At 70.8% G+C, this 12,677-nt stretch carries 10 protein-coding genes; 4 read left to right on the plus strand and 6 right to left on the minus strand.

Features of this window, described 5'->3' with window-relative positions; genetic code table 11:
- Both Amac_RS52715 and Amac_RS52720 read right to left on the minus strand, forming a co-directional pair.
- On the minus strand, positions 1 to 1,281 hold a 1,281-nt coding region (locus tag Amac_RS52715), incomplete at its 3' end, for a DUF222 domain-containing protein (protein ID WP_155361961.1).
- A 524-nt stretch (positions 1,282 to 1,805) separates the two neighbouring features.
- On the minus strand, positions 1,806 to 3,020 hold the full coding sequence (locus Amac_RS52720; RefSeq protein ID WP_155361962.1) for a PLL family lectin: 1,215 nt from the start codon (positions 3,018 to 3,020) through the stop codon (positions 1,806 to 1,808).
- Between the two features lie 193 nt (positions 3,021 to 3,213).
- On the opposite strand from Amac_RS52720, the gene Amac_RS52725 reads away from it, so the two are divergent.
- The gene (locus Amac_RS52725; protein WP_170323104.1) at positions 3,214 to 6,936 is read left to right on the plus strand and encodes an nSTAND1 domain-containing NTPase; all 3,723 of its coding nucleotides are present in this window, start codon (positions 3,214 to 3,216) and stop codon (positions 6,934 to 6,936) included.
- A gap of 5 nt (positions 6,937 to 6,941) precedes the next feature.
- Here the strand turns inward: Amac_RS52725 and Amac_RS52730 are convergent, their stop codons facing one another.
- The 3 genes from Amac_RS52730 to Amac_RS52740 all read right to left on the minus strand — a co-directional run bounded on the left by Amac_RS52730 (position 6,942) and on the right by Amac_RS52740 (position 9,711).
- Positions 6,942 to 7,727 (minus strand): SDR family NAD(P)-dependent oxidoreductase, encoded by a 786-nt coding sequence (locus tag Amac_RS52730; protein WP_155361964.1) that lies wholly within the window; start codon positions 7,725 to 7,727, stop codon positions 6,942 to 6,944.
- A gap of 9 nt (positions 7,728 to 7,736) precedes the next feature.
- Entirely contained in the window at positions 7,737 to 8,345 is a 609-nt protein-coding gene (locus tag Amac_RS52735) for a TIGR03086 family metal-binding protein (protein ID WP_155361965.1), read from the minus strand.
- 97 nt (positions 8,346 to 8,442) lie between these two features.
- Positions 8,443 to 9,711, minus strand: coding sequence for a sigma-70 family RNA polymerase sigma factor (locus tag Amac_RS52740; protein WP_246269256.1), 1,269 nt, complete (start codon positions 9,709 to 9,711; stop codon positions 8,443 to 8,445).
- A 257-nt stretch (positions 9,712 to 9,968) separates the two neighbouring features.
- On the opposite strand from Amac_RS52740, the gene Amac_RS52745 reads away from it, so the two are divergent.
- The 3 genes from Amac_RS52745 to Amac_RS52755 all read left to right on the plus strand — a co-directional run bounded on the left by Amac_RS52745 (position 9,969) and on the right by Amac_RS52755 (position 11,782).
- The gene (locus Amac_RS52745; RefSeq protein WP_155361967.1) at positions 9,969 to 10,376 is read left to right on the plus strand and encodes a nuclear transport factor 2 family protein; all 408 of its coding nucleotides are present in this window, start codon (positions 9,969 to 9,971) and stop codon (positions 10,374 to 10,376) included.
- A 101-nt stretch (positions 10,377 to 10,477) separates the two neighbouring features.
- Entirely contained in the window at positions 10,478 to 11,305 is an 828-nt protein-coding gene (locus Amac_RS52750; protein WP_155361968.1) for a helix-turn-helix domain-containing protein, read from the plus strand.
- Positions 11,306 to 11,350: 45 nt separating this feature from the next.
- Positions 11,351 to 11,782, plus strand: a complete 432-nt coding sequence (locus Amac_RS52755; protein ID WP_155361969.1) for an SRPBCC family protein — start codon at positions 11,351 to 11,353, stop codon at positions 11,780 to 11,782.
- Between the two features lie 146 nt (positions 11,783 to 11,928).
- Here Amac_RS52755 and Amac_RS52760 read toward each other — a convergent pair whose 3' ends face one another.
- Complete coding sequence (locus Amac_RS52760; protein WP_174900333.1) at positions 11,929 to 12,321, minus strand: nuclear transport factor 2 family protein; 393 nt, start codon at positions 12,319 to 12,321, stop codon at positions 11,929 to 11,931.
- Positions 12,322 to 12,677: the final 356 nt, after the last annotated feature.

The raw sequence follows: 12,677 nt of genomic DNA on the forward strand, positions 1-12,677 counted from the left end.
CGCGGTGGAGGCCGCATGGGTGGCCGCATGGGTGGAGTCGGCCTCATGTGCGGGGTGGCTGGTGGTGGGGTGGTCGTGTGCAGGGTGGTCGGTGGGGAGGGATTCGGCGCGGACCAGGACCAGCAGTTCGGTGGTGACCTTTTTGCTCAGCAGCGCTGACAGGGCGTCGGCCTGGCGGACCCGGAGCGGGCGGTCGTCGTCTTTGCCTTTCGGCCGGGCGTAGGCGGCCAGGAACTCGCGCAGCCGGGCGCCGGCCTCACGCGGCAGCCGGAACTCCCCCTCCACACCGCCGGTGCTGGAGGGGCGCACGAGCAGGGAACGGGTGGCGTAGTCGTCTTCGGCGTCATCGGCCAGGGTGCCCGGGTCCAGCAGTTCACGCAGGTACCGTCCGGCCTTGAGGATCTCGGCCGGGGAGGCGCTGTCGGCCAACTCCAGCAGGATCGGCTCGGCCAGCGCCGCCTGCGCATCGTCCAGATGGGCGGTCACCTGACAGATCGCCTCAACCGACCCCTCAGCCAGCGTGCCGCAGGCGAACCGATCCCGGACCAGAGGCAGCCGAGCCAACTGCATGGCCAGCCGGATCAGACGGGAAGCGCCCGCACCGCTCATCCCCGCCGAAGCGCGCAACCACGTCCTGGTCGAGGCATGCCCGCCGCTGCCGGCACTCCTGGCCTCACCGGACGCATGCACCCGCCCCACCCGCGCGGCGATCGCCGAGTCCAGCCGATCCCGCGAGAACAGCAGATCCTCCGTCTCGCCCACGCACAACCCGGCACCCTCGGGCAGGTCGGTCACCGCAATCCGGGACGCGAGCTGCCGGAACTCGGCCACCAGCACCCCCGAACCCACCGACTCACCACAACCCTCCGGCCCCGCCGAGCAGCCGCCGCCGGCGCAGCGGCCAGCGTCAGAGGAACGACCAGCATCGGTGGGGCTGTCGGCCGAAGGGCCAGCCTCGGTGGAGCGGGGGCCGTCGGTGGAGCGGGGGCCGTCGGTGGAGTGGCCAGCCTCGGTGGAGTGGCCAGCCTCGGTGGAGTGGCCGGCGCCTGTGGAGGAGCCGGTGTCAGGGGAGCGGCCGTGGAGGAACTGCTGCCGTGCGTTCTGCCGCCCGGCCTCGCCGGACGCGTTGCCGTATGTGCCGCCGTGGGCGTCGTCGGCGGGACGCTGGGGCGGGACGTAGTCCGGGTCCAGCATCGTACCCTTCAGGCACGCGGGCAGCTCGCGTCCGCGGGCGCCCGCCGCACGGGAGAAATCCCGCACGTCGAGCAGAGACCCGAGCATGAAGGCGCCCCCCTTTTCGCTCCAGCGGATCCGAACAACTACGCCTCACGCTATCGGGCGGCCACGACAAAACCTGGCCTCGATCCACGACAAAACCGCAGGTCAAAGTGCCCGTGAAAAGATCTACCCACCACCATCCCCCGGGCTGAGAGAGGTCTCCGATCCTGGGATGGCGGATGAAGCGCTGCACGTCACCGGGTGATCACCTACAGCATGGCGTGGCCGGAAAACGCGACAAGACTCGTCCACGAAGGCAGCAGGTTGGACGGGTAAGCGGGATATGGCACTGGCCGGGGTCTGGGCCTGGTTCGACAGCCGGTCGCCGCAGGCCCAGGCGGCATCGCCGGGGGTTTTGTTGTTGGTAGCGCCAGTCCCGCGAGAAGACGACGCCGCCGGCTTGCCCGAGGTCTAGTCCCCACGACGCCGGACCGGCCGGTCGGGATTGACGTGGACGGTGATGACCTGGCCGTGTCCGCACGGATCTGATCCCGGGCCGGCCCCTGTCGGCCCGGGATCCAGGGCACCTATGGGATGTAGGGGCGGCCCACGGGTTCGTGGTTCCACGTGTCGGTGCCATTGATCGCCCAGTAGACCCCGAGATTGCGGTAGCCGCTCCGGGCGGCGATCACGGTGCTGGCACCGTTGTTGGCGATCGATGGCGGGGTCAGTGGGCTGTAGCGCTCTGTTGTGGGTGACTTGTTCCATTGGGGCACCCCGCGGATGTTCCAGTAGAACTGCAGGGTGTTGATGACTCCCAGCATCGGGTCGCGGACCCGGCCCAAGGCGGAGATGACGGCGGTTGTGCTGGTCATCGAGATGGACGGCGCCGAGTAGGTGCCGATCGGGTCGAGGTCGGCGGCCGGGCCGTGTACGGGGTGCTTGTGCCAGGCCGCGACGCCGTTCACGGCCCAGTAGAAGTTCAGGCTGCGGTCGGGGCCCAGGGCCGTGATCACGGTGTTGTACGCGTCCTGGGCGATCGCCGGAGCGGAGAACGTGCTGCCGGCCGCGTCGACGGTCGCGGTGGGGTCGTTCACGTGCCAGTTCGAGGTGCCGTTGGCCGCCCAGTAGAACTTCAGGTTGTCTCCAGGGCCGCGGACGGTGATCACGGTGGCGGTGCCGTTGTCGGCGATGGACGGCGCGGAGAACGCGGTGCCGTCAGGTGTGATCATCTGCGGGTACCAGTTGGCGCCGTTGTCCGGGCTCCAGTAGAAGTTCAGCCGGTTCCCCGCGCCCTGCGCGGCGAGCACGGTGGTGTTGCCCCGCCGCGCGAGCGACGGCGCTGAGATCGTGGTGCCCGGCAAGGCCGCCTGCCGCTTCACCCATTGGTTGGCGCCCAGCCGCCAGTAGGTGTTGAGGCTGTTGTCGGCGCCGCGGGCGGCGATCACGGTGCCGGTCGCGTTGCGCGCCATCGCGAGCGCCGAGCCCGTCGCGATGCACGGGCTGGGATCGCAGCCGCCGGGCACGGATCTCAGCACCCGCTCGCTGATCCAGGGCGGCGGGTTGGGCACGTTGGGGTCGCAACACGACGGCGTGGTGTCGGCGTTGGCGGCATAGACGATCGTGCCGTCGGGTTGGGGGTTGTTCAGCGGCCCCTCGGTGACGACGGCCAGGTCGCTGTCGTTCGCGACCGGCGTGGGCGACTCGGCGTGCCCGGACGTGGCCGCTCCCACCGTGACGACCGCGACACACGTCGCCGTGAGGAAAACCCTGGCCAGAATCGCGCCTGCATGAGGGCGCATGGTGCACCTCCAGATGGTGTGAGTTCGACCGTCTGGGATGCCGATCCGCTCGGAAAGGCGCGTTGAGTCATCCGTACAAGCCCGTACACGCCGGAATCATGGCCGAAGGTGGCCACATGTTCTGGATGACAGGAAGCCTGCGCGCCCAGACCATGAGGTCGTGGGGGCTTCCGACGTTCCGGATCCTCGGAGGGTGCGCAACCGCCAGGACTTCGCTCAGGAGCTGACGCTCCTGCGGGAGCGGTCGGGGCTGACCGTACGGCAGGTGGCGATCAGGATCGGCGTGCAAGGGGCGCACAGCACGATCGGGGACTGGTTCTCGGGGCGCGGGCTTCCGTCCACGGCCCTGCGTGATCTGCTGGTGCGGCTGCTTGACGCATGCGGGGTGGACGATCCCGAAGCGGTCGATCAGTGGCTGGAGGCGTGGCGGCGGGTCCGCCGGATCCCCGGTCGCCGGCCCGCCGGCGCGGAGCCGTACCGGGGACTGGCGAGTTTCGGACCCGAGGACGCCGAGTGGTTCTTCGGGCGGGGCGCGCTGACGGAGCTGCTGCTCCAGCGGCTGGACGACCTGGGTACGGCGGGCGGCGGCGTGCAACTGGTGGTGGGGGCGTCCGGGTCGGGCAAGTCGTCGCTGCTGCGGGCCGGGTTGATTCCCGCCGTCCGCGCGGGTGAGCGGCCGGTGTTGTGGTTCACACCCGGCTCGCGTCCGCTGGCGGAGCTGACGGCGCTGCCCGCCGGGCCGGGGGCTCTGGTGGTGGTCGACCAGTTCGAGGAGGTCTTCACCACCTGCGCCGACGAAGGGGAGCGGCGGGCGTTCATCGACGCGTTGTGCGCGGCGGGTGCGCGCGGCGCGCTGGTCGTGGTGGGGATGCGCGCCGATTTCTACGGGCAGGTGCTGCGGTATCCGCAGCTCGTCGCCGTGGCGCAGTCCGGCCAGGTCGCGGTCGGGCCGATGAGCGAGGCCGAGCTGCGCGCGGCGATCGAGGAGCCGGCCCGCAAAGCGAAGCTGACGCTCGAGGACGGGCTGGTCGAGCTGCTGCTGCGCGACGTCGCGCCGCGCGGCGGCTTGAGCGACGCGGCGCACGAGCCCGGCGCGCTGCCGTTGCTGTCCCACGCGCTGTACGCCACGTGGTCCCGCAGCCAGGGCAGACGGCTGACGATCCGCGACTACCGCGAGGCGGGCGGGATCGACGGAGCGGTGGCGGCCAGCGCGAGCAAGGTCTACGACGAGCTCGGGGCGGACGAGCAGGAGCTGGCCCGGCGGCTGTTCCTCACCCTGGTCCACATCTCCCCGGACACCGCCGACACGCGCCGACGGGTGCGTACGGCGGAGCTGATCGAGCCGGGGACGCGACGCGAGGACGTGCTCGACCGGTTCGTCGCGCAGCGGCTGATCACGACTGACCTGGAGACCGTGCAGATCAGCCACGAGGCGCTGCTGACGGCGTGGCCCCGGCTGCGCGCCTGGCTGGACACCGACCGCGCCGGCCTGGTCGTGGGCAGGCGGCTCGCCGAGGACTCCGCGACCTGGCGGCGGGAGAATCGCGACCCGGCCGCGCTGTACCGCGGCACCCGGCTGGCGACCGCACGGGAATGGGTGGATACCGCGCCGAGCGCCGCCGACCTGAGTCCGCCGGCGCGCGAATTCCTCGACGCCTCCGAACGGCGTGAGCGTGCGGAGCAGGACGCCGCCCGGCGTCGTACGCGTCGCCTGCTCCAGTTGGTCGCCGGCCTGCTCGTCCTGTTCGCTCTCACGGTCGCGGCCGGGACGGTCGCCTTCACGAGCCAGCTGGACATCCGCGAGCAGCGCGACATGGCGCTGTCGGGGAAGGTGGCCAATGAGGCGGTCGCGCTGCGCGCCATCAACCCGGCGCTGGCCGCCCAGCTCAGCCTCGCCGCCTACCGCCTCATGCCCGGCGCCGAGGCCCGCGGCAGCGTGCTCAGCACCTTCGCCACGCCGTTCGCCACCCGGCTGACCGGTCCCGCGCTCGCCGTGTACGCCGCCGAGTTCAGCCCCGACGGGCGGCTGCTGGCCACCGCCTCGCTCGACGGTGTCGTCCGCCTGTACGGAGTCCGTACCGGCGGATATCCCGCTGCGGTGGCGACGCTGCGGGGTCACACCCAGGGAGTGACCTCGGCCACGTTCGCCTCCGGCGGCCGCATGCTGGCGACCGCGAGCGACGACCGGACGGTGCGGCTGTGGGACCTGACCGACCCTCGGCGTCCTCGCGCCGCGGCCACGCTGACCGGGCACACTCAGGGCGTCCGCCGGGTCTCCCTCAGTCCCGACGGGCGGATCCTGGCCAGCGCGAGCTACGACGCCACCGTGCGGCTGTGGAATGTGGCCGATCCGTACCACCCCGTTCCGCTCACCGTCCTGTCCGGCCGCCCCGGCGCCGCGGGCCTGGCCGTCTTCAGTCCCGACGGCCGCACGCTCGTCACCAACGGCGGCACCACCTCGCTCCGGCTGTGGGACGTCACAGAGCCGCGCCGCCCGCGTCGAGCCGCGGAGCTGACCGGGCACACCGATCGCATCTTGTCCGCGGCGTTCAGCCCGGACGGGCTCGCGTTGGCCACCGGCAGCTTCGACACCACGATCCGGCTGTGGAACGTGGCCGATCCGCGCCGTCCCGGGAGCCCGGTCGTCCTGCGCGGTCATCGCAACGGCGTGGTGTCGCTGGCGTTCAGCGCCGACCGGCGTCTGCTCGCCAGCGGCAGCTATGACACGACGGTGCGCCTGTGGGACGTCTCGGACCCGAAGGCGGTGAGCGCGCCGGTCACCTTGGAAGGTCACGCCGACACCGTCTTCACGGTGTCGTTCAGCCAGGACGGCGGCACGCTGGTCTCCGCCGGGCAGGACAACGTCGTACGCCTGTGGGACCTGCGCGGAGACGTCCTCACCGGGCACAGTGGCGGGGTGAACACCGTGGCGTTCAGCCCTGACGGCACCGTGCTGGCCACGGGCAGCCACCGTGAAGCCCGCCTCTGGAACGTCGCCGACCGCACCCGCCCGGTCCCGCTGGCCACGCTGCGCGGCCACACCGACGGCGTGAGCTGGCTGGCGTTCCGCCCGGACGGGCGGGTGCTGGCCACCGCCAGCCTGGATTCGACGGTACGACTCTGGGACGTCTCCGACGCCGCCCGCCCCCAGCCGCTCGGCGTGCTCACCGGGCACACCGGAAACGTCTTCTCGGTGATGTTCAGCCCTGACGGGCGCACGCTCGCCACCGCCGGCTCCGACCGCACCGCCCGCCTCTGGGACGTCAGCGTCCCGGGCCGCCCCCGGGAACTGTCGCGGATCACCGATCACCAGGCCGCGGTCATCGCGGCGGTCTTCGCTCCGGCGGGACGGGTCCTGGCCACGGCCAGCGCCGATCACACCGTACGCCTGTGGGACGTCGCCGACGCCGCCCGGCCGGAGGCGCTGGCCACCCTGAAAGGACACACCCAGAACGTCTTCCGGGCGGAGTTCCGCCTTGACGGCCGTGTGCTGGCCAGTGCCGGCGCCGACAACAGCGTGCGGCTCTGGGACGTCGGCGATCCGCGCGAGCCCCGCGCGCTCGCCGTGCTGAACGGCCACACCAACAGCGTCAACGGCATGGTCTTCACTCCCGACGGCCGGGTCCTGGCCAGCGCCGGATCCGATCGGGCCCTGCGGATCTGGGACGTCACCGATCCACGCGCCCCGGGAACCGCCACCATCCTGACCGGCCACACGGACGCGCTCCTCTCGGTGACGTACGATCCCGACGGCCGCACCCTGGCCACCGGCGGCGCAGACGCCACTGTCCGCCTCTGGGACACCGATCTGAACCACGTCGCCGTACGGATCTGCGCGCTGGCCCATCCGCGCATCACTCAGACGGAGTGGAACCGATACTTCCCCGGCCTGCCGTTCACCCCGCCCTGCCGCTAGAGAGTTCAGCTGGCGAAGATGCCGCTCGTGACGTTGACGAACGTGGCGGTGATGGAGCGGGCCTGGTCGGAGGCGAGGAACACCGCCGTGGCGGCGACGTCGGCCAGGCTCGGGGAGCGGCGGAGCATGCGCATCTGGGCCAGGTTCGCGAGCAGGCCCTGGAAGGCCGCCTCGTCCAGGTCCAGGTCGCTGTTGACCGCGGCCAGCTTCTCCCGCGACATGGTCTCGGGGAGCCCGGCGGTCCAGATGCCCAGGACCCGGATGCCGGCGGGTCCCACCTCCATCGCCAGGTTGCGGATGAAGGTGTCGATCGCCGCGTCGGCCGGGCCGGTGCCGCCCATCATCGGGCTGCCCTGGGCGGAGCCGCTGTTCAACGCGAGGATGACGCCGGAGCCCTGCGGGATCATGTGGCGGGCCGCCGCCCGCGCGGTGATGAGGTTGGTGGTGATCCCCGTGGTGATGGGACCCACGACGTCGGCCGTGGTCATCTCGGCCAGCGGGATGCCGTGGACGTCGCCGCGAGAGATGAGGTTGAGGGACACGTCGATACCGCCCTGGGCGGCCATGGCACGGGCGTGCTCGTCCACGGCCCGCTCGTCCAGCGCGTCCACCACGGCCACCTCGGCCCGCCCGCCGGTGGCGGCGATGTCCTTGGCCACCTCGTCGAGCTTGGCGCGGGTACGGCCGGTCAGGTGGACCGTGGCGCCCTCCAGGGCGAAGGCCTTGGCGACCACGGACCCGATCGAGCCGCCCGCTCCGTAGATGACGGCGTTCTTGTTCTCCAGCAACATGGTCGTCTCCTAGTTCTCGTTGGACAGGGTGAGGTGGGGGTCGCGGCCGCCGAACGCCGCGAGCCGGTCGTACAGGGAGGCGTCGGGGGAGCTCGCGATCTCGGGGCCGATGTGGCTGCCGTCGGCTTCGTCGCCGCGGAACTCCGGCTTGAGGTTGGCTTCTCCCCACTCCTGCGCCGCCCGGGCCACGTCCTGGTCGAGGTCGGTCGGCTGGCCGGTCGCCTTGGCGATGTCCCAGGCGTGGATGGCCAGTTCGGTGATCTGCTGGCCGATCGTCCAGATGGCCGGGACCTCACCGAAGGGCAGCCGCACCGTCCCGTCCATCGCGCCGGGCCGCTGCCAGGCCGCCCGCAGCGAATCGGCCGCCCGCCGGTAGGCGCCGGCCCAGTCGTCCCCGAGGACGTCGACGCCGAGATGGTTCCGTTCCCCGCCACCGGTCACCGCGGCGAACTGCCGTACCTCGTCGACCACGTGGTTGACCAGCGCGTACACGTCCCAGGATCGGCACGGAGTAGGTAGCGTGGCCTGCTCGGGGCGGACCCGGGCGATGACGGCGCCGGTCTGGTCGAGCGCGCGGGACAGTACGGCGAGCGGTATATCCGCGATTTCCAGGGCCATGGGGGGTTACTCCGTTTCTCAGTGCCGGCTCGCGTGCAGCACGCGACAGTCGGTCAATGAGACGTTCCCGCCTGGCGGAAATCATCGGCCCCGGAGCTCACAGGGTCAGCGGCAGGCCGAACGCGGGGAACAGGTGGGGTTCGAACGAGGTGATCTCCACGATCTTTCCGTCCACGACGCGCAGGACGTCGAGCACCTGCGCCCGGTACACCGTGGTGCCCGGCCGCTGCACGTAGCCGGCCGCCGCCGGCAGCCGGTTGGCGGTCGTGGGCAGGTGCCGCCAGCGGCCGAAGTAGCGAGGCGAGCGGGTGTCGAAGACCTGCGCGATGCCGCTGACGAACGCCTCGCGCCCGGCGAACCATAGCGGGCTCGGCGGCATCGTGAGCAGCACGTCCTCGTGCAGCATCTCGGTCATCGCCGCCGTGTCGGCCCGCTCGGCGACCTCCATGTAGCGTTTCAGGAGGGCGCGTTCCTCCTCGGTCGGCTCCGTGGCGGCGGCCCACTCCGACCGGTCGCCGGGCAGGTGCTTGCGCAGCGCCGGCCTGGCCCGCTGAAGCGCGCTGTTGACCGAGGCGACGCTCATCTCCAGCAGCGTCGCCGCCTCCTGCGCGGGCCAGCCGAGCACGTCCCGCACGATCAGCACCGCGCGCTGCCGGGGCGGCAGGTGCTGGATCGCGGTCAGGAACACCAGCTCCATCGTCTCCCGGGTCACCGCCGCCGCCTCCGGCCCGTCCTCGCCCGCGGGCACGTCCGCCAGAAGCAGGTCGGGGTAGGGCTGCAACCAGGTGATCCGCGGGGGCGGCTCCGCGCCGCCCTCGTACAGCTGGGGGCGGCGCGTGTTGCGCCGCAGGAAGTCCAGGCAGGCGTTGGTGGCGATCCGGTACAGCCAGGCGCGGAAGGAAGAACGCCCCTCGAAGCCGTCCCGGTTGCGCCAGGCCCGCAGGAAGGTGTCCTGCACCAGATCCTCGGAGTCGTCGTAGGAGCCGACCATCCGGTAGCAGTGCACCTGCAGTTCCCGCCGGTACGGCTCCAGCAGCCCGGCGAACGTCCACTCGTCGTCGGACCGCACGGCGGCCACCAGCTCCAGGTCCCGCTCCTCGGCCGCCGATTCCGTCACGGGCACCCGCGTGACGATTTCCCCGGCCTCGCCGAACTGGGCGGCGTCACGGGCCATCCGGCGCAGCAAGCCCACGGAGGACGACAGCTCGGTCACGTCCGCGTAGAACGTGTCAGGCGGGCGTGGCGACAACTTCTTGACCCGCCGTTCCAGATCGGCGATCAGCTCGTGCACTTCGACGCCCGCCTTGGCGCCGTGCCGCGAACGGTACGCCTTCTGCCGGCACGCGGCCGAACAGTAAACCGACACCCGGCCCCGCATGCCGATCCGTTCCGGCAGCGGTTTACCACAGCTTCGGCACGCGTCGCCGGACACGAATCACCCTCCAGAAAACGTCACGCCAGTCCTGACGTTACGTATTAAGTCACGCCACCCCCGCCGCCGCCACACGATCTCTGTCGGCCGAGGCCGGGTTCGGCTACTGGGTCCCACGCTGCACGAGAACCCTCGGGTAACGTCTGTCGTGCGAGCCGGCGACATTCCTCCTGGTCATGAAGGGTTAACGGGTGAACAGCGCAGGTGATCCTGAAGCCGATATCCGGGCTCGGCTCCAGCAGCACTGGGAGGCCTCCGAACGCGGGGACGTCGACGCTGAGCACGCGATCTATGCTGCGGACGCGATCCTGGACTACCCGCAGTCGGGCGAGCGCTTCAAAGGCCGGTCAAGGATCCAAGCGCAACGCGGCGGGCACCCGGCCGAACGCCACTTCACCATCCGCCGAATCCTGGGCGGCGGCGACCTTTGGGTGAGCGAGTGCGTGATCACCTACGACGGCGTGCCCACATACTCGCTCAGCGTCATGGAGATCACCGATGGTCTGGTAACGCACGAGACCCAGTACTTCGCCGACCCCTTCCCCGCGCCTCCCGGACGCGCCGCGCTGGCTGAACCGATTCCGGTCCGCGACCAATAAGCCGATTGAGCTGGCGGGTCGCTGCCTCAGAATCAATGGGACGCGGCAGAGCCGGTTGAATGTGACGTGGCCGCCGATCGGTATGTGCGCGGGGAGTCGTCGTGGAGTTCGAGTTCGAGATCAGGAAACCCGGTCCACCGCTCGAACCGTTCGCCGAGTCGATCTGGTTCGCTCGCGGGCGCATCACGTACGCGCGGGAACGCATCGCTCCGACGGGCTCCACCGTGGCGGTGCTCGTGCTGGGTCCGGCCATCCTGCAGGTGCCGCGGAACGGGGCGGGCGTGCCGTTTCTCGCCGAGCGTGGCTGGCTGGCGGGACCCCATGTCGGTCCGGTGATCAACGCGCCGACGGCGGAGACCCTGGCGGTGGGGATCGTCTCCTCGGCGGTCGGCTGCCGGGCGCTCTTCGGCGTGGAACCTGCCCCGCTGCGGGGGCGGGTGGTCGACCTGATGGAGAACTGGGCCGCCGCGGGATCGCTGCGCGCGGCGCTGCTCGGCGAGAGCGACCCGTTCGCGTGCCTGGACATGACCGAGGAGACGCTGGTTCTCGGGCTGGGGCCGGCGGAGAACGGGTGGCAGCGGTGCGCCGCTGCGGTGGCCGCGCTGGAGGAGGATCCCCTGCGGCGGATTTCGGAGCTGGCCCGCGAGCTGGGGGTCACCCATGCGCATCTCGACCGCGAATTCGTGCGGACGGTCGGGCTGACGCCGCGTGCGCTCAGCCGGATTCTGCGCCTTCGCAGGCTCCTAGAAAGCGTCGACATCCACGCCGAACTGAACTGGGCCGACCTCGCCACGGCTTGGGGATGGTTCGACCAGAGCCATTTCATCCGGGACTTCAAGCGTCACACGGGTGTCACCCCGTCCGGTTACGTGGCCGCCCAGCGTGCCGTGTTCGCTCAGCATGAGCCGGGTTTCGTGCCTGAGATGTGAATTCCGTACAAGTGGGGGCGCCGCCGGCGCGGGAATGCTGGCCGCATGAAGCGCGCATTCGAGGTCAGCACCGTCATCGATCGTCCCATCGCCGCGGTGTGGCGCGAGCTCACCGACTGGGAGCGCGCTCCGCGCTGGATGAAGGGCGTGGAATCCATGCACGCCGACCCGGGTACGGAGGTGGGCGCCACCCTCGTCTTCCGAGCTCGCGGCAAGACCCGCAAGAGCGGCATATCCGCTCTCGAGCCCGGCCGCTCCCTGACGCTCACCTCCGAACAGGGCAACGTGACGGCACGGTATTCGTACGTGCTGGAGGGGGCTGGAGACCGCACCCGTGCCCGCCTGACCGCGGACGTCGAGGTCAGGGGGTTCCCCTGGACACTGCTCGGCCCATTGATCCGCGCCGCCATACGCCGCACCGACAGTCGGCAACTGGCGGATTTCCGGGCGGTCGCCGAAGCGGGCGGTCCCCGCTGAACAGAAGCCCTGGTTTTGGCTGGAAGGGCACTGCCGATCGTTCCAATTTCCTTGCCGTCCGCGACTGGACGCGCTCGTCAGTGAGGACTTCGCCGACCACGACGCGCCGCCGAGGGTCCGTGCCGACACCCTGCTCGGGCAGCCGCTCACCCGGGGCTGACGTGCGCGGCGAGCAGCCGCCAGCCGTGCTCGCCGGTGTGGATCCAGGTGCGCGTGTATCGCACCCGCGCCGTGAACGGCTCGCCCTTGAACACCCCTTCCAGCGACCCTAGAAACCAGGTGACGCCGGTGCGCCCGTCCACGAGCACGCGCAGATCTTCCTGGCGAACCGTGGTGAGCCGCTGCTGGCCGCTGCGCTGGATGTCCAGGTCGTCCTGCTTGCTGTAGAGCAGGCCGTCGGGGCCGGTGAAGACGAGCCGGTCGTCGAGCAGGCGATCCAGCTCGATGTCGTCGGCGGCCAGTTGTGCGGCCTGCAGGCGAGCTTCGGCCTGGCGCAGCTGGGTGACGAGGGGATCTTCCGGTGCGGTGCTCAACTCCATGACGTACATATAAACGTTGGATTCCCGCAGGCATCGCTGTTTCGGCGTCGGCGAACAGACTGTGCGCAGCGGTTCTCCCACCCACCCAGTGAGACTTGAGGGAGCAGCAGCACCCGGTGGTTCGGGTGGGATAGCTGTGACAGGAGGTGTTCCGTTGAGGCTGACCCAAACTCACCCTGACCCCGTGCCTTCGGGTGTCCTTGGGCTGATCTGTCGCCTCGCCTGGAGTGTCTCCGATGGTGCGTGCCGGGTTCGGCTGGAACGTGGCCTGATAGGAGCCTGTGCCAAGACTGTGTCTCGTCACTGGTCTGCCCGCCCGGCCGTCCGGCACGCACCACCTCCCTCATCTTCCCCCC

This window comes from Acrocarpospora macrocephala (assembly GCF_009687865.1).
In the GTDB taxonomy this organism is placed as follows: domain Bacteria; phylum Actinomycetota; class Actinomycetes; order Streptosporangiales; family Streptosporangiaceae; genus Acrocarpospora; species Acrocarpospora macrocephala.